This is a genomic window from Hydrogenophaga sp. YM1 (assembly GCF_016903055.1).
Lineage (GTDB): Bacteria > Pseudomonadota > Gammaproteobacteria > Burkholderiales > Burkholderiaceae_C > Hydrogenophaga > Hydrogenophaga borbori.
Map to the genome: position 1 here is coordinate 3,884,683 of NZ_CP070223.1, position 15,787 is coordinate 3,900,469.

Annotated in this window: 14 protein-coding genes; 13 read left to right on the forward strand and 1 reads right to left on the reverse strand. The window is 68.8% G+C overall.

The window, feature by feature from the left end; all coding sequences use genetic code 11:
- Positions 1 to 5 precede the first annotated feature (5 nt).
- From JNX00_RS18260 to JNX00_RS18295, 8 genes are all read left to right on the forward strand, one after another.
- The gene (locus tag JNX00_RS18260) at positions 6 to 863 is read left to right on the forward strand and encodes an ABC transporter ATP-binding protein (RefSeq protein WP_070401343.1); all 858 of its coding nucleotides are present in this window, start codon (positions 6 to 8) and stop codon (positions 861 to 863) included.
- A 16-nt stretch (positions 864 to 879) separates the two neighbouring features.
- Positions 880 to 1,809: a branched-chain amino acid ABC transporter permease gene (locus tag JNX00_RS18265; RefSeq protein ID WP_070401342.1), complete on the forward strand. Its 930-nt coding sequence runs from the start codon at positions 880 to 882 to the stop codon at positions 1,807 to 1,809.
- A gap of 10 nt (positions 1,810 to 1,819) precedes the next feature.
- Positions 1,820 to 2,896, forward strand: a complete 1,077-nt coding sequence (locus JNX00_RS18270) for a branched-chain amino acid ABC transporter permease (protein WP_070400678.1) — start codon at positions 1,820 to 1,822, stop codon at positions 2,894 to 2,896.
- A 63-nt stretch (positions 2,897 to 2,959) separates the two neighbouring features.
- The gene (locus JNX00_RS18275) at positions 2,960 to 4,291 is read left to right on the forward strand and encodes an ABC transporter substrate-binding protein (protein ID WP_070400679.1); all 1,332 of its coding nucleotides are present in this window, start codon (positions 2,960 to 2,962) and stop codon (positions 4,289 to 4,291) included.
- 82 nt (positions 4,292 to 4,373) lie between these two features.
- Complete coding sequence (locus tag JNX00_RS18280; protein WP_070400680.1) at positions 4,374 to 5,186, forward strand: ABC transporter ATP-binding protein; 813 nt, start codon at positions 4,374 to 4,376, stop codon at positions 5,184 to 5,186.
- Positions 5,186 to 6,442 carry an AMP-binding protein gene (locus JNX00_RS18285; RefSeq protein WP_070400681.1) on the forward strand — a complete coding sequence of 419 codons (1,257 nt, stop codon included), beginning with the start codon at positions 5,186 to 5,188 and terminating at the stop codon, positions 6,440 to 6,442. Before JNX00_RS18280 ends, JNX00_RS18285 begins: the two co-directional genes overlap by 1 nt.
- A 114-nt stretch (positions 6,443 to 6,556) precedes the next feature.
- The gene (locus JNX00_RS18290) at positions 6,557 to 7,543 is read left to right on the forward strand and encodes a tripartite tricarboxylate transporter substrate-binding protein (RefSeq protein ID WP_070400682.1); all 987 of its coding nucleotides are present in this window, start codon (positions 6,557 to 6,559) and stop codon (positions 7,541 to 7,543) included.
- A gap of 224 nt (positions 7,544 to 7,767) precedes the next feature.
- Entirely contained in the window at positions 7,768 to 8,757 is a 990-nt protein-coding gene (locus JNX00_RS18295; RefSeq protein ID WP_070400683.1) for a tripartite tricarboxylate transporter substrate binding protein, read from the forward strand.
- Between the two features lie 15 nt (positions 8,758 to 8,772).
- Here the strand turns inward: JNX00_RS18295 and JNX00_RS18300 are convergent, their stop codons facing one another.
- The gene (locus tag JNX00_RS18300; RefSeq protein WP_070400684.1) at positions 8,773 to 9,099 is read right to left on the reverse strand and encodes a DUF1840 domain-containing protein; all 327 of its coding nucleotides are present in this window, start codon (positions 9,097 to 9,099) and stop codon (positions 8,773 to 8,775) included.
- A 135-nt stretch (positions 9,100 to 9,234) separates the two neighbouring features.
- Between JNX00_RS18300 and JNX00_RS18305 the strand changes: the two genes are divergently transcribed.
- Genes JNX00_RS18305 through JNX00_RS18325 form a run of 5 tightly spaced genes read left to right on the forward strand, consistent with a single transcriptional unit; the run spans position 9,235 to position 15,784 of the window.
- Complete coding sequence (locus JNX00_RS18305; RefSeq protein WP_070400685.1) at positions 9,235 to 11,598, forward strand: bifunctional salicylyl-CoA 5-hydroxylase/oxidoreductase; 2,364 nt, start codon at positions 9,235 to 9,237, stop codon at positions 11,596 to 11,598.
- A 14-nt stretch (positions 11,599 to 11,612) separates the two neighbouring features.
- Positions 11,613 to 12,101 carry a MarR family transcriptional regulator gene (locus tag JNX00_RS18310; RefSeq protein WP_070400745.1) on the forward strand — a complete coding sequence of 163 codons (489 nt, stop codon included), beginning with the start codon at positions 11,613 to 11,615 and terminating at the stop codon, positions 12,099 to 12,101.
- Positions 12,098 to 12,949 carry an enoyl-CoA hydratase family protein gene (locus JNX00_RS18315; protein WP_204743101.1) on the forward strand — a complete coding sequence of 284 codons (852 nt, stop codon included), beginning with the start codon at positions 12,098 to 12,100 and terminating at the stop codon, positions 12,947 to 12,949. The genes JNX00_RS18310 and JNX00_RS18315 overlap by 4 nt, the downstream gene beginning before the upstream one ends.
- A gap of 4 nt (positions 12,950 to 12,953) precedes the next feature.
- Complete coding sequence (locus JNX00_RS18320) at positions 12,954 to 14,150, forward strand: acyl-CoA dehydrogenase family protein (protein WP_175442881.1); 1,197 nt, start codon at positions 12,954 to 12,956, stop codon at positions 14,148 to 14,150.
- 14 nt (positions 14,151 to 14,164) lie between these two features.
- A complete protein-coding gene (locus tag JNX00_RS18325) occupies positions 14,165 to 15,784 on the forward strand; it encodes an AMP-binding protein (RefSeq protein WP_070400687.1) in 1,620 nt (539 codons plus the stop codon).
- Positions 15,785 to 15,787 lie beyond the last annotated feature (3 nt).

Here is a 15,787-nt window from a genome sequence, read left to right on the forward strand (position 1 = left end):
TCGACATGGACCAAACGGGCGAGTCGGGCAGCGCCGGGGGCGCGGCCGCCAGCGCGGGCGCCAAGAAGATCGGCGAGGTGATCCTGGATGTGAAGAACATCAGCCTGCGCTTTGGCGGGGTCAAGGCGCTGACCGACATCAGCTTTGACGTGCGAGAGCACGAGGTGCGCGCCATCATCGGGCCCAACGGCGCGGGCAAGAGCTCCATGCTCAACTGCATCAACGGGGTGTACCAGCCGCAGGAGGGCTCGATCAGCTTTCGTGGCCAGACCTTCCGGCACATGAACAGTCGCCAGGTGGCCGAGATGGGGATCGCGCGCACCTTCCAGAACCTGGCGCTGTTCAAGGGCATGAGCGTGATCGACAACCTCATGAGCGGGCGCAACCTGCGCGTCAAGAGCGGCTTGCTCGCGCAGGCGTTTCGCCACCCGTTCGCGGGCCTGAAGTGGCTGGGCTCGGCGCAGCAGGAGGAGGAGCAGCACCGCGCCTTCGTCGAGAACATCATCGACTTCCTGGAGATCCAGGCCTACCGCAAGACGCCGGTGGGCACGCTCCCCTACGGGCTGCAAAAGCGCGTGGACCTGGGCCGCGCGCTGGCCATGCAGCCGCAGGTGCTGCTGCTCGATGAGCCCATGGCGGGCATGAACCTGGAGGAGAAGCAGGACATGAGCCGCTTCATCCTGGACGTCAACGACGAGTTCGGCACCACCATCGTGCTGATCGAGCACGACATGGGGGTGGTGATGGACATCTCCGATCGCGTGGTGGTGCTCGACTACGGAAAGAAGATCGGCGACGGCACCCCCGAAGAGGTGCGCGGCAACGAGGAGGTCATCCGCGCCTACCTCGGCACGAGCCACTGATGGAGCAGATGTAGCCATGGCCTTCTTCCTCGAATCGCTCTTCGGCGGCCTCATGGCCGGCATGCTGTACTCCCTGGTGGCGCTGGGCTTCGTGCTGATCTTCAAGGCCTCGGGGGTGTTCAACTTCGCGCAGGGCGCGATGGTGCTGTTCGCCGCGCTGGCGATGGCGCGCTTCTCGACCTGGGTGCCGCAGTGGATCGGCATCGAAAGCCTCATCCTGGCCAACGCCATCGCCTTCGTGCTGGCCGCCGCGCTGATGTGGGTGGTGGCCTGGCTGATCGAGCGCCTGGTGCTGCGCCACCTGGTCAACCAGGAGGGCGTGACGCTGCTCATGGCCACCCTGGGCATCACCTACTTCCTCGACGGCCTGGGCCAGACCCTGTTCGGCTCGAACATCTACGCCATCAACGTGGGCATGCCCAAGGACCCGGTCTTCCTCATGGAGAGCACCTTCCCCGGCGGCGTGCTCATCAACCTCGAAGACGTCTACGCCGCCTGCATCGCCGCGCTGCTGGTGGGCGCGCTCAGCCTGTTCTTCCAGAAGACCAGCACCGGGCGCGCGCTGCGCGCCGTGGCCGACGACCACCAGGCCGCCCAGTCCATCGGCATCGCGCTCAACCGCATCTGGGTCATCGTGTGGTTCGTCGCCGGCGTCACCGCCCTGGTCGCCGGCATCATCTGGGGCTCCAAGCTGGGCGTGCAGTTCTCGCTCACCACCCTGGCGCTGCGCGCGCTGCCCGTGGTCATCCTCGGCGGGCTGACCTCCGTGCCCGGCGCCATCATCGGCGGACTCATCATCGGCGTGGGCGAGAAGCTCTCCGAGGTCTACCTCGGCCCCTTCGTCGGCGGCGGCATCGAGATCTGGTTCGCCTACGTGCTCGCCCTCGTCTTCCTTCTCTTCCGACCCCAAGGGTTGTTCGGCGAGAAGATCATCGATCGCGTCTGAGGAGCTGACCATGTTCTATCGCGAAAACGGTCAGTTCAAGACCTCCTACCGCGCCGACCAGCAGATCTTCCCCATCGACCAGGACCGGTGGCTCGTGCTGGCCCTCATCGCACTGGCCTTCGTGGCGGTGCCGCTGCTGGCCAGCGACTACATGATGCGCGCGATCCTGATCCCCTTCCTGATCATGTCGCTGGCCGCGCTGGGCGTGAACATCCTGGTGGGCTACTGCGGCCAGATCTCGCTGGGCTCGGGCGCCTTCATGGCGGTGGGCGCCTACATGGCCTACAACTTCTTCGTGCGCATCCCCGGCATGCCGTTGGTGCCCGCCCTGCTGCTGGGCGGCCTGTGCGCCACGGTGTTCGGCGTGCTGTTCGGCCTGCCCAGCCTGCGCGTCAAGGGCCTGTACCTCGCTGTCGCCACGCTGGCCGCTCAGTTCTTCGCCGACTGGATGTTCCTGCGCGTGAAGTGGTTCGTGAACGACTCGCCCTCGGGTTCGGTGTCGGTCAACCACCTGCAGATCTTCGGCCTGCCGATCGAAAGCGCGGTGAGCAAGTACCTGTTCTGCCTGGCGGTGCTGGTCGTGCTGGCGCTGCTGGCCAAGAATCTGGTGCGCAGCGCCATCGGCCGCGAGTGGATGGCCATCCGCGACATGGACGTGGCCGCCGCGGTCATCGGCATCCGCCCGATGTACGCCAAGCTCACCGCTTTCGCGGTCTCCAGCTTCATCATCGGCGTGGCCGGTGGCCTGTGGGCCTTCGTCTACCTGGGCGCCTGGGAGCCCGCCGCCTTCGGCGTGGACCTGTCCTTCCGCCTGCTGTTCATGGTGATCATCGGCGGCCTGGGTTCCATCATGGGCGCCTTCTTCGGCGCGGCCTTCATCGTGGTGCTGCCCATCGTGCTCAACCAGGCGCTGCCCGCCCTCGGCGAACTGTTCGGCGTGAGCCTGTCCACCGCCGCCGTCTCGCATGTCGAGCTCATGGTCTTCGGTGGCCTGATCGTCTGGTTCCTGATCGTCGAGCCGCATGGACTGGCCAAGCTGTGGTCCATCGGCAAGCAGAAGCTGCGGCTGTGGCCCTTCCCCCACTGAACCCGCCCCGAAATTTCTTCCCCGTTTTTCGCCCGCGTCAACTTCATCCACAGGAGACAAACCATGAAGCTTCGCCATCTGGTCCTTGCCGTCGCCGCGCTGGCGTGCGGCGCAACTTCGCTGGTGGCCACCAGCGCCTTCGCCCAGGCCAAGGAGCAGTTCTTCCCGCTCCTGTCGTACCGCACCGGGCCCTACGCGCCCAACGGCACCCCCTGGGCCAACGGCAAGCAGGACTACCTCAAGCTCATCAACGCGCGCGATGGCGGCATCAACGGCGTCAAGCTCACGTTCGAGGAATGCGAGACCGGCTACGCCACCGACCGCGGCGTGGAGTGCTATGAGCGCCTCAAGAGCCGCCCAGGCGTGACCCTGTTCGACCCGCAGGCCACCGGCATCACCTTCGCGCTGACCGAGAAAGTCCCCACCGACAAGATCCCGCTGATCACGCTGGGCTACGGCCTGTCGGTCTCCCAGGACGGCAACGCCTTCAAGTGGAACTTCCCGCTCATGGGCAGCTACTGGACGGGCGCCGACATCCTGATCCAGCACATCGGCCAGAAGGAAGGCGGCCTGGACAAGCTCAAGGGCAAGAAGATCGCCCTGGTCTACCACGACTCGCCCTTCGGCAAGGAACCCATCCCCCTGCTTCAGGAACGCCAGCGCATGCACGGCTTCGACCTGCAGCTGATCCCCGTGACCGCGCCCGGCGTGGAGCAGAAAGCCGCCTGGCTGCAGGTGCGCCAAAGCCGCCCCGACTACGTGCTGCTGTGGGGCTGGGGCGTGATGAACTCCACCGCCCTCAAGGAAGCCCAGGCCACGGGCTACCCGCGCGAGAAGATGTACGGTGTGTGGTGGGCCGGCGCCGAACCCGACGTGAAGGACGTGGGCCAGGGCGCCAAGGGCTACAACGCGCTCGCGCTCAACACCTCGGGCCAGCAGCCCAAGGTGATCCAGGACATCCTCAAGCTGGTGCACGACAAGGGCCAGGGCACCGGTCCGAAGGACGAGGTGGGCTCGGTGCTGTACACGCGCGGCGTGATCATCCAGATGCTGGGCGTGGAAGCCGTTCGCCGCGCGCAGGAGCGCTTTGGCAAGGGCAAGGTCATGACGGGCGAGCAGGTGCGCTGGGGCCTGGAGAACCTGGCGCTGGACCAGAAGAAGCTCGACGCGCTGGGCTTCGCGGGCGTTATGCGCCCGCTGTCCACCTCGTGCAACGACCACATGGGCTCGACCTGGGCGCGCGTGCACACCTGGGACGGCGCCAAGTGGAACTTCAGCTCCGACTTCATGCAGGCCGATGAGCAGATCATCAAGCCCATGGTGAAGGCGGGCGCCGACAAGTACCTGGCCGACAAAAAGATGTCGCGCCGGGCTGCCTCGGACTGCGGTTCCTGATCCCTCCTGCGCCGCGCCTCGCGCGCGGCGCCATCTGCAAGGGCGGCGCGCTGCCCTTGCACATGGACACGAAGGAATCCCCATGAGCACCGACCCATCCATCGTCCTCAACGTCAACGGCATCGAGGTCATCTACAACCACGTGATCCTGGTGCTCAAGGGCGTCTCGCTGAGCGTGCGCGAGGGCCAGATCGCGGCCATCCTGGGCGGCAACGGCGCGGGCAAGACCACCACGCTGCGCGCCGTCTCCAACCTGCTCAAGGGCGAGCGCGGCGAGGTCACCAAGGGCAGCATCGAACTGCGCGGCGAGCGCATCGAGAACCTCTCGCCGGCCGACCTCGTGCAGCGCGGCGTGGTGCAGGTCATGGAGGGGCGCCACTGCTTCGCGCACCTCACCATCGAGGAGAATCTCATGACCGGCTCCTACACCCGAAAGGACCGCGCCGAGGTCGCGCGCAACCTGGAGAAGGTCTACACCTACTTCCCGCGCCTGAAGACGCGGCGCACCAGCCAGGCCGCCTACACCAGCGGGGGCGAGCAGCAGATGTGCGCCATCGGGCGCGCGCTCATGGCCAACCCCAGCGTGGTGCTGCTCGACGAGCCCAGCATGGGCCTGGCGCCGCAGATCGTGGAGGAGGTCTTCGAGATCGTGAAGGACCTCAACCACAAGGAGCGCGTGACCTTCCTGCTGGCCGAGCAAAACACCAACATGGCGCTGCGCTACGCCGACTACGGCTACATCATGGAGAGCGGGCGCATCGTCATGGACGGCCCCGCGCCCGAGCTGCGCAACAACGAGGACGTCAAGGAGTTCTACCTCGGCATGGGCGGCGGTGAACGCAAGAGCTTCAAGGACGTGAAGAGCTACAAGCGGAGGAAAAGGTGGCTGGCGTGATGAATCCGTTCTTCGATTCGCTGGAGACGCGCGCCCCCGCGCAACGAGAGGCCGAGCAGATGGCCGCGCTGGCGCGGCAGGTCGCGCACGCGCAGGCCCACAGCCCAGCCTTCGCCGAGATCCTGAGCGGCGTGGACGCGGCCGGCGTGAACAGCCGTGCCGCGCTGGCGAAGCTGCCGGTCACGCGCAAAAGCAGCCTGCTGGGACGCCAGCGCGCCCAGGTCGCCCGCGACCCTTTCGGCGGCTTCAGCGCCCTGGTGCGGGGACCGGCGATGACGCGCCTGTACGCGTCGCCCGGTCCGATCTACGAACCCGAGGGCGCCACGCGCGACTACTGGCGCACGGGCCGCGCCCTGTTCGCCGCGGGCTTTCGCGCGGGCGAACTGGTGCACAACGCCTTCAGCTACCACATGACACCGGGCGCCTTCATCCTGGAGTCGGGCGCGCACGCGGTGGGCTGCACCGTCTTTCCCGCCGGCACCGGCCAGACCGAACAGCAGCTGCAGGCCATGGCCGAGCTGCGGCCCGAGGGCTATACCGGCACGCCCAGCTTCCTGCGCATCCTGATCGAGAAGGCCGCCGAGACCGGCGCGGACCTCTCATCCCTGACGAAGGCGGTGGTGGGCGGAGAGGCCTGCCCGCCCAGCCTGACCGCCTGGTTCGCCGAACGCGGCGTGGCCGTGTACCAGACCTATGCCACCGCCGACCTCGGTCTGGTGGCCTATGAAACCGCCGCCCGCGAGGGCCTGGTGGTGGAGGAACAGGTGATCGTGGAGATCGTGCGTCCAGGCACGGACGATCCCGTGGCCGAAGGCGAGGTCGGTGAGCTGGTGGTCACCTCGCTCAACCCGGCCTACCCGCTGATCCGCTTCGGCACCGGCGACCTCTCGGCCATGCTGCCGGGCGCCTGCCCCACGGGCCGCACGGCGCCGCGCATCAAGGGCTGGATGGGCCGCGCCGACCAGACCACCAAGGTGCGCGGCATGTTCGTGCACCCCTCGCAGGTGGCCGACATCGCGCGCCGCTTCCCGCAGATCCGCAAGGCCCGCCTGGTGGTCAGCGGCGAGATGGCCAGCGACCAGCTCTGCCTGCGCGTGGAAGCCGAGCCGGGCGGCCAGGCTGCCGAGGCGCTGCGCGAAAGCATCGCCGCCGCCGTGCGCGATATCACCAAGCTGCGCGGCGAGGTGGAGCTGGTGGCGCCCGGCAGCCTGCCCAACGACGGCAAGGTGATCGAGGACGCCCGCAGCTACCGCTGAAGGGCGCCGGGACAGGGGTTTGTACGGGTGGGGGGCTACGTATTTCCCGCGATGGCCGCCCCCGTGGGCCCGCATAGCATGCGCGGGTCATTAACCTCCCTACAGGAGACAACCATGAAACAGCTCGTCACCCTGGCCCTGGGCACAACCCTGGCGGTGGGCGCGTTCGCCCAGGCCTTCCCCAGCAAACCCATCACCTTCGTGGTGCCCTTCGCCGCTGGCGGCCCGACCGACCTCGTGGCACGCCAGCTCGCCGAGGCCATGCGCAAGCCGCTGGGCAACAACGCCAACATCGTGGTCGAGAACACCGCCGGCGCCGGCGGCACCATCGCCGCGACCCGCGTGGCCCGCGCCCCCAAAGACGGCTACACCCTGCTCGTGTGGCACATCGGCATGGCCGCCACCGACAGCCTCTACAAGAAGAAGCAGTTCAGCGCGCTGGACGATTTCGAGTACCTGGGCGCCATCAACGACGTGCCCATGACGCTGCTGGGCTCCAACAAGCTCAATGCCAATACCTACCGCGACTTCGAGGCCTACATCCGCTCCAACGGCGGCAAGCTCAACCTGGCGCACGCCGGCCTGGGCTCGGCCTCGCACATCTGCGGCCTGATGTGGCAACACGCCGTCAAGCTGGACAAGTCCATGACCACCATTGCCTACCGCGGCACCGGCCCGGCCATGAACGACCTCATCGGCGGCCAGGTGGACGTGATGTGCGACCAGACCACCAACACCACCGCGCAGATCGAGGGCGGCCGCGTGAAGGCCTTCGCCGTGACCACGGCCAAGCCGCTGAGCAACCACCCCATCCTCAAGCACTACCCTTCGTTGCAGGAAATGGGCCTCAAGGGCTTCAACCTCACCATCTGGCACGGCATGTACGCCCCGAAAGGCACGCCGCCCGACGTGCTGAAAAAGCTCAATGACGCCCTCAAGGTCGCGCTCAAGGACCCCGAGTTCATCAAGCGCCAGGAAGAACTGGGCGCCATCGTGGTGACCGATGACCGCGTCACGCCCGAAGGCCACAAGAAGTTCGTGGCCAACGAGATCGCCAAGCTCAAGGTGGTGATCGACGCGGCCGGCCAGTACGCCGATTAATAGGGAAACACCCCCCGCGGCGCTTCGCGCCACCCCCCTGAAGGGGGCGACACCTGCGGCCCGGCAACGCCGGTTCCGCGGTGTCTCTGGGTTTTCACCCGTGCGCGCTGCGCGGGTGTCTCTGGGCTGACACCTGCGCTCGCCGGGTAGTAGTCCTCCGGTTGACTCCCCGACGCTGACCGGTAGGCTGACGGTCACCGACCGTTCAAGCAGGAGACCACCGCATGCGCCTCAGCCGCCGATCCCTCATTGCCCTCGCCACCGCCCTGGCCCTGCCCGCCGCCACGCTCGCGCAGGGTGCCTGGCCGAACAAGCCGGTGCGCATCGTCGTGCCCTTCGCGCCGGGCGGCACCACCGACATCCTGGCCCGCACCCTCGCGCCCGAGCTGAGCAAGGCCTTTGGCCAGAGCTTCGTGGTGGAGAACCGCGCGGGCGCGGGCGGCAACATCGGCGCCGAGGTGGTGGCCAAGTCGCCCGGTGACGGCTACACCCTCCTCATGGGCACCGTGGGCACGCACGGCATCAACAAGTCGCTCTACAGCAAGCTGCCCTACGACCCGCAGAAGGACTTCGTGCCCGTGACCCTGGTGGCCGGCGTGCCCAACGTGATGGTGATGGGCACCAAGCGCGCGCAGGAGCTCGGCATCCAGAGCGTGGCCGACTTCATCAAGGTCGCCAAGGCCCGGCCGGGGCGGCTGAACATGGCCTCCAGCGGCAATGGCACCTCCATCCACCTGGCCGGCGAGCTGTTCAAGTCGCGCACCGGCATTTTCATGACGCACATCCCCTACCGCGGCTCGGGCCCGGCACTGGCCGACCTGCTGGCCGGCGGCGTGGACGTGATGTTCGACAACCTGCCCTCGTCCATGGCGCACATCCAGGCCGGCAACCTCAAGGCCTTCGCCGTGACCAGCGCGGTGCGCTCGGCCGCCCTGCCCGACGTGCCCACGGTGGCCGAGGCGGGCAAGCTGCCGGGCTTCGAGGCCAGTTCCTGGTTCGGCCTGCTCGCGCCGGCCGGCACGCCGGCCGACACCGTGAACCGCCTGCAGCAGGAAACCGCCAAGGCCCTCAGCGCCCCGGCGGTGAAGGAACGCCTGCTGGCCCAGGGCGCCATCCCCAGCGGCAACACGCCTGCCGAGTTCGCGGCGCTGATCGACGCGGAAATCCGCAAGTGGGAGGCCGTGGTGAAGGCCTCGGGCGCGAAGGTGGATTGACGGCGGCGGGCGGCCTCACACCCCCCAGACCACCTCCACGCGCTCCTTCAGGGCGCGCTGCAGCATTTCGATGAAGGGCGTGCTGCGCATGCGCAGGCTCACGCTCTCGAACGTCGGCGGGACCTCGCCCTTGGCCTCGGCCTCGTCGCGCAGGCGCTTGTGCTCGGCTTCCTCGGCCAGCACCGCGGCGCGGATCGCGTCGATCGCGCGCGGCATGTCGTCAGGCAGCAGCACCCCAGGGCTGTCAGGGTCCTTGCCCAGGATCTCCAGCATGCGCTTGCCGTGCGCCGGCAGCATGACGAGATCGCCGGTCTCCCGGGATTTGAAGCGGTACACACTCATGTCGTTTCTCGAACGCGGAACGCCCGACCTTACTCCCTTGGGGGCGGCCACGCCAGTGCGCTGGTGTAACACGGCTTTCACTGCCAAGGGTTTACCCGGTTGTTCGCTGATGTTTCATGTCTAAACTAATTAAACATGAAAACGTCGCTGCAACGCATCCTGTGCATCGGTGGTGGCCCGGCAGGGCTGTACTTCGCGCTGTTGATGAAGCGGCGACAGCCCTCGCTGGAGGTCACGGTCGTCGAGCGCAACCGCCCCTTCGACACCTTCGGCTGGGGCGTGGTGCTGTCCGACCAGACCCTGGGCAATCTGCGCGCGGCCGACCCCGAAACGGCGCAGGAAATCGGCGACGCCTTCAACCACTGGGACGATATCGAGGTCTTCTACAAAGGCCGCAGCGTGCGCAGCGGCGGCCACGGCTTCTGCGGCATTGGCCGCAAGCGTCTGCTCAACGTGCTGCAGGCGCGCTGCCAGCAGCTCGGCGTGAAGCTGGTGTTCGAGACCGACGTCACCGACGACCAGGCCCTGGCCGCGTTGTACCGGGCCGATCTGGTCATCGCCAGCGACGGCCTCAACAGCCGCGTGCGCACGCGCTACGCCAGCACCTTCGAGCCCGACATCGACAACCGCCAGTGCCGCTTCGTGTGGCTCGGCACCAAGAAGACCTTCGACGCCTTCACCTTTGCCTTCGTCCAGACCGAGCACGGCTGGTTCCAGGCCCACGCCTACCAGTTCGACGCCGACACCTCCACCTTCATCGTGGAGACGCCCGAACACGTGTGGAAGGCGCACGGCATCGACCAGATGAGCCAGGAAGACGGCATCGCCTTCTGCGAGAAGCTCTTCGCGCCCTACCTCGACGGCCACCGCCTCATCAGCAACGCCGGCCACCTGCGCGGCTCGGCCATCTGGATCCGCTTCCCGCGCGTGATCTGCAAAACCTGGGTGCACTGGCAGGCCATCGAGGGCAGGAACACCCCCATCGTGCTGATGGGCGACGCCGCGCACACGGCGCACTTCTCCATCGGCAGCGGCACCAAGCTCGCGTTGGAGGACGCCATCGACCTGGCCACCGAGTTCGAGCGCCACCCCGAGGCCGACGTCGCCACGGTGCTGCAGGCCTACGAGGCCCGGCGCAGCGTGGAGGTGCTCAAGATCCAGAACGCCGCGCGCAATTCCACCGAGTGGTTCGAGCACGTGGACCGCTACACCGGCATGGAGATCGAGCAGTTCGCCTATTCGTTGCTCACGCGCAGCCAGCGCATCAGCCACGAGAACCTGCGCCTGCGCGACGCCCGCTGGCTGGAAGGCTACGAGAACTGGCTCGCGAATCGCGCCGGCAGCGCGGCCGCGAAACACCCCACGCCGCCCATGCTGCTGCCGCTGAAGGTGCGCGGCCTGTCATTGAAGAACCGCATCGTCGTGTCGCCCATGGCGCAGTACAAGGCGCAGGACGGCGTGGTGGGCGACTGGCACTTCGTTCACCTGGGCGCGCGCGCCGCCGGCGGCGCGGCGCTGGTGATGGTCGAGATGACCAGCCCCACGCCCGAGGGCCGCATCACCCCCGGTTGCCCCGGGCTGTGGAACGACGCGCAGCAGCGCGCCTTCGAGCGCATCGTTCGCTTCGCCCATGAAGAGGGCGACGGCGCGAAGATCGGCCTGCAACTCGGCCACAGCGGCCCCAAGGGCTCCACGCAACTGGGCTGGGAACAGATCGACGAGCCCCTGCCCAGCGACAACTGGCCACTGCTGTCGGCCAGCGCCCTGCCCTACGGCGAGCAGAACCAGGTGCCGCGCGCCATGACCCGCGCCGACATGGACGCCATGACCGCCGCCTTCGTCGACTCGACGCGGCGCGCCGCCGCCGCCGGTTTCGACTGGCTGGAGCTGCACTGCGCGCACGGCTACCTGCTCTCGGCCTTCATCTGTCCGCTCACCAACCAGCGCACCGACGCCTATGGCGGCTCGCTGGAGAACCGCTGCCGCTACCCGCTGGAAGTCTTCCAGGCCATGCGCGCCGCCTGGCCCGCCGACAGGCCCATGAGCGTGCGCATCTCGGCGCACGACTGGGCACCCGGTGGCAACACGCCGGACGACGCGGTGGCCATCGCGCGCCTGTTCAAGGCCGCTGGCTGCGATGTGATCGACGTCTCCTCGGGACAGACCACGCGCCAGGCCAGGCCGGTGTATGGCCGCATGTACCAGACACCGTTCGCCGACCGCGTGCGCAACGAGGTCGACATCCTGACCATGGCGGTGGGCGCCATCAGCGAGGCCGACCACGCCAACAGCATCGTGGCCGCGGGCCGCGCCGACCTGTGCGCCGTGGCCCGCCCGCACCTGGCCAACCCGGCCTGGACGCTGCACGAGGCCGCCAAGCTGCAGACCCGCGCCATCGATTGGCCCGCGCCCTACCTGAGCGGGCGCGACCAGCTCTACCGGGAGATCGCGCGCCAGCAAGCCATGAAGGCGCAAGAGGAAGAGGAGGCCAGCAAATGAACGCTCTCGAAAACCTGGACCTCGAGGCGCGCGCGCACAGCGAGCACGCGCATGAGCTGCGCCTGTGGTTGCGCCTGCTCACCTGCTCGCAGCTGATCGAGAAGCGCGTGCGTGCGGGGCTTCGGGAGCACTTCGACACCACGCTGCCGCGCTTCGACCTGATGGCGCAGCTCGAACGTCACCCGGACGGACTGAAGATGAAGGAGCTGTCGCACCGGCTCATGGTCACGGGCGGCAACGTCACCGGCATCACCGACCAGCTCGTGGCCGAGGGCCTGGTCGAGCGCACCGGCGTCGAGGGCGACCGCCGCGCCTTTCGCGTGCGCCTGACCGAGCGCGGCCGTCGCGCCTTCACCCAGATGGCCGAACAGCACGAGCACTGGATCGTGGAGGCCTTCGAGGGCCTGTCGCCGCGCGACCTCGAGCAGCTCTACAAGCTGCTGGGCAAGGTCAAGCAGCACCAGCTCGAACTCAACCAGCGCCTGACGGACGCCATCGAATGAAACACCCCATCCCCGACCACAACCCCATGCGCGGCCAGTACGCGCCGGCCCAGGCCTCGCCCCGGCACTTCGCCCTGTCCATCGCGGGCGGCGTGGCCACCGTCACGCTCAACCGCCCGGACCGCAAGAACCCGCTCACCTTCGACTCCTACGCCGAGCTGCGCGACTGGTTCCACGGCCTGCAACGCGCCACCGACGTGAAGGCGGTGGTGCTCACCGGTGCGGGCGGCAACTTCTGCTCCGGCGGCGACGTGCACGAGATCATCGGCCCACTGACGAAGATGACCATGCCCGAGCTGCTGGCCTTCACGCGCATGACGGGCGCGCTGGTGAGCGCCATGCGCGCCTGCCCGCAGCCCATCGTGGCCGCCATCGACGGCGTGTGCGCCGGCGCCGGCGCCATGATGGCCCTGGCCAGCGACCTGCGCCTGGGCACGGCGCGCGCCAGCACCGCCTTCCTGTTCACGCGCGTAGGCCTGGCCGGCGCCGACATGGGCGCCTGCGCCCTGCTGCCGCGCCTGATCGGCCAGGGCCGCGCCAGCGAGCTGCTGTTCACCGGCCGCGCCATGAAGGCCGACGAAGGCCTGGCCTGGGGTTTCTTCAATGCCCTGCACGAACCCGAGGCCCTGCCCGGGGCCGCGCTCAAGCTCGCGGCCTCGCTCGCCGAGGGCCCGACCTTCGCGCACGGCATGACCAAGACCATGCTGCACCAGGAATGGGCCATGACGCTGGACCAGGCCATCGAGGCCGAGGCCCAGGCCCAGGCCATCTGCATGCAGACGCAGGACTTCCGCCGCGCCTACGAGGCCTTCGCGGCGAAGCAGCGCCCGGTCTTCGAGGGAGACTGAGCCCATGGTCGCCTTCGACCGCCCCCATGGCATGACCCCGCCGCAGGCGCAGTGGGAACTGCCCTTTTTCGGCGAGCACCACCGCGCGCTCGCCCTGGGCCTGGCCGACTGGGCCGGCGCGCAACAGGTGGACGAATCCGACGACCGCCGCGCCTGCCGCGACTGGGTGCGCCGCCTGGGTGAGTCCGGCTGGCTGCGCTACTGCGTGCCCGCCGCGCACGGCGGCGCGCTCGACAAGCTCGACTCGCGCGCGCTCGTGGTCCTGCGCGAAACCCTGGCCTTCCACTCGCCGCTGGCCGACTTCGCCTTCGCCATGCAAGGCCTGGGCAGCGGCAGCATCACGCTCGGGGGCAGCGAGGCGCAGCGCGAACAGCGCCTGCGCGCCGTGGCCAGTGGCGCGCAGATCGCCGCCTTCGCGCTCAGCGAACCCGAGGCCGGCTCCGACGTGGCCGGCATGCGGACCCGCGCCCGCCCGGTGGACGGCGGCTGGGCGCTGGATGGCAGCAAGACCTGGATCAGCAACGGCGGCCTGGCCGACTTCTACGTGGTCTTCGCCAAGACCACGCCCGACGCCGGCGCGCGCGGCATCAGCGCCTTCGTCGTGCCGGCCGACGCGCCGGGCCTGGACACCACCGAGCACATCGACGTGATGGCCCCGCACCCGCTCGCCACCCTGCGCTTCAAGGACTGCCGCGTCGGCGCCGACGCGCTGGTGGGCGCAGTGGACGGGGGCTTCAAGCTGGCCATGCAGACGCTGGATATCTTCCGCGCCTCGGTGGCCGCCGCCGCACTGGGCATGGCACGCCGCGCCTTCGCCGAGGCGGTGGCCCACGCGAAGCGGCGCGAGATGTTCGGCCAGCACCTGGCCGACTTCCAGCTCACCCAGGCGCGCCTGGGTGAGATGAGCGCGCTGATCGACGCCGGCGCGATGCTCACCTACCGCGCCGCCTGGATGCGCGACGAAAGCGCTTCGCAAGGCGCCGGCACGCCGGCCTACACCGCCGCCGCCGCGGCCGCCAAGCTCACCGCCACCGAGAACGCGCAGCGCGTGATCGACATGGCCGTGCAGATGTTCGGCGGGCGCGGGGTGCGCGTGGGCGAGGTGGTGGAACACCTCTACCGAGACATCCGCTCGCTGCGCATCTACGAGGGCGCGAGCGAGGTGCAGCTCCTGATCCTCGGCAAGAACGCCCTGCGTTGAACCACGAGACACCGATGACATCCGCCCAGACCGACCGCTTCGTGCACGACCGGCTGCCCCCACCGGGGCAATGGCCCGAGCTGCGCTTCGACACGCCCGAGCTGCAGGCCATTCCCGCGCAGGTGAACCTGGTGCAGGCCCTGTTCGACCAGGCCTTCGCCCGGGGCCACGCCGAGCGCCCCTTCCTGCGCAGCGACGCCCGCACGCTGAGCTATGCGCAGGCGCGCGAGCAGGTCAACCGCATCGCCAACCTGCTGGTGCGCGAACACGGCCTGGTGCCCGGCAACCGCGTGCTGCTGCGCGGCGGCAACTCGGTGGCCATGGCGCTGGCCTGGCTGGCCGTGGTGCAGGCCGGGCTGGTGGTGGTCGCCACCATGCCGCTGCTGCGCGCCAAGGAGCTCCAGGGCATCATTCACAAGTCCCAGCCCGCGCTGCTGCTGTGCGACGCCGCGCTCACCGGCGAGCTCGAGGCTTGCGGCAGCGCGCTGCCGCTGCTGCGCTTCAACACCGACGCCGCCGACGGCCTCGAAGCGCTGGCCGCTCGCCAGCCCGCTCAGGCCACGCCCTGCCCCACCGCGGGCGAGGACATCGCGCTGCTGGCCTTCACCTCCGGCACCACGGGCGTGCCCAAGGCCGCCGTGCACACGCACCGCGACGTGCTCGCCGCCTGCGAGTGCTGGCCGCGCCACGTGCTGCGCGCCACGCCCGACGACGTGGTGGTGGGCTCACCGCCGCTGGCCTTCACCTTCGGCCTGGGCGGCCTGCTGATCTTCCCGATGTGGGCCGGCTGCTCGGTCTACTTCCCCTCGATCGCCTACACGCCCGAGGCCATGGTCAAGCTCATCGCCGACAAGGGCGCGACCATCTGCTACACCGCGCCCACCTTCTACCGGCAGATGGCGCCCTTCGCGCAGCAGCACGGCATCGGCCGGCTGCGCCTGTGCGTGAGCGCGGGCGAGGGCCTGCCCGATGCCACGCGCCAGCTGTGGAAACAGGCCAGCGGCATCGAGATGCTCGACGGCATCGGCGCCACCGAGATGTTCCACATCTTCATCTCGGCCGCGCCCGAGGCCGTGCGGCGCGGTGCCATCGGCACGGTGGTGCCGGGCTACACCGCGCGCATCGTGAACGACGCCGGCCAACCCGCGGCCGATGGCGAAATCGGCCGCCTGGCGGTGATCGGCCCCACCGGCTGCCGCTACCTCGATGAGCCGCGCCAGGCGCAGTACGTGCAAGGTGGCTGGAATTTCCCCGGCGACGCCTTCCAGCGCGACGCGGACGGCTACTACTTCTACCAGGCGCGCACCGACGACATGATCATCACGGCGGGCTACAACGTGGCCGGTCCCGAGGTCGAGTCCTCGCTGCTGGCGCACCCGGCCGTGGCCGAGTGCGGCGTCGTCGGGCGACCCGACGAGGAGCGCGGGCAGGTGATCGTGGCCTACGTGGTGCTCAAGCCCGGGCACGCGGGCGACGCGGCCATGGTCAAGGCGCTTCAGGACCACGCCAAGGCCAGCATGGCGCCCTACAAGTACCCGCGCGAGGTGGTCTTCGTCGAACGGCTGCCCCGCACCGAAACCGGCAAGCTGCAACGCTTCGCCCTTCGTCAAAACGCTTCCCCCGCCAAGGCCTGACAC

What these genes read in the sequence shown, in the direction of transcription:
- JNX00_RS18260 (WP_070401343.1), top strand. Translation starts at nt 6, where the DNA reads ATGGACCAAACGGGCGAGTCGGGCAGCGCCGGGGGCGCGGCCGCCAGC.
- JNX00_RS18265 (WP_070401342.1), top strand. Translation starts at nt 880, where the DNA reads ATGGCCTTCTTCCTCGAATCGCTCTTCGGCGGCCTCATGGCCGGCATG.
- JNX00_RS18270 (WP_070400678.1), top strand. Translation starts at nt 1,820, where the DNA reads ATGTTCTATCGCGAAAACGGTCAGTTCAAGACCTCCTACCGCGCCGAC.
- JNX00_RS18275 (WP_070400679.1), top strand. Translation starts at nt 2,960, where the DNA reads ATGAAGCTTCGCCATCTGGTCCTTGCCGTCGCCGCGCTGGCGTGCGGC.
- JNX00_RS18280 (WP_070400680.1), top strand. Translation starts at nt 4,374, where the DNA reads ATGAGCACCGACCCATCCATCGTCCTCAACGTCAACGGCATCGAGGTC.
- JNX00_RS18285 (WP_070400681.1), top strand. Translation starts at nt 5,186, where the DNA reads ATGAATCCGTTCTTCGATTCGCTGGAGACGCGCGCCCCCGCGCAACGA.
- JNX00_RS18290 (WP_070400682.1), top strand. Translation starts at nt 6,557, where the DNA reads ATGAAACAGCTCGTCACCCTGGCCCTGGGCACAACCCTGGCGGTGGGC.
- JNX00_RS18295 (WP_070400683.1), top strand. Translation starts at nt 7,768, where the DNA reads ATGCGCCTCAGCCGCCGATCCCTCATTGCCCTCGCCACCGCCCTGGCC.
- JNX00_RS18300 (WP_070400684.1), bottom strand. Translation starts at nt 9,099, where the DNA reads ATGAGTGTGTACCGCTTCAAATCCCGGGAGACCGGCGATCTCGTCATG.
- JNX00_RS18305 (WP_070400685.1), top strand. Translation starts at nt 9,235, where the DNA reads ATGAAAACGTCGCTGCAACGCATCCTGTGCATCGGTGGTGGCCCGGCA.
- JNX00_RS18315 (WP_204743101.1), top strand. Translation starts at nt 12,098, where the DNA reads ATGAAACACCCCATCCCCGACCACAACCCCATGCGCGGCCAGTACGCG.
- JNX00_RS18320 (WP_175442881.1), top strand. Translation starts at nt 12,954, where the DNA reads ATGGTCGCCTTCGACCGCCCCCATGGCATGACCCCGCCGCAGGCGCAG.
- JNX00_RS18325 (WP_070400687.1), top strand. Translation starts at nt 14,165, where the DNA reads ATGACATCCGCCCAGACCGACCGCTTCGTGCACGACCGGCTGCCCCCA.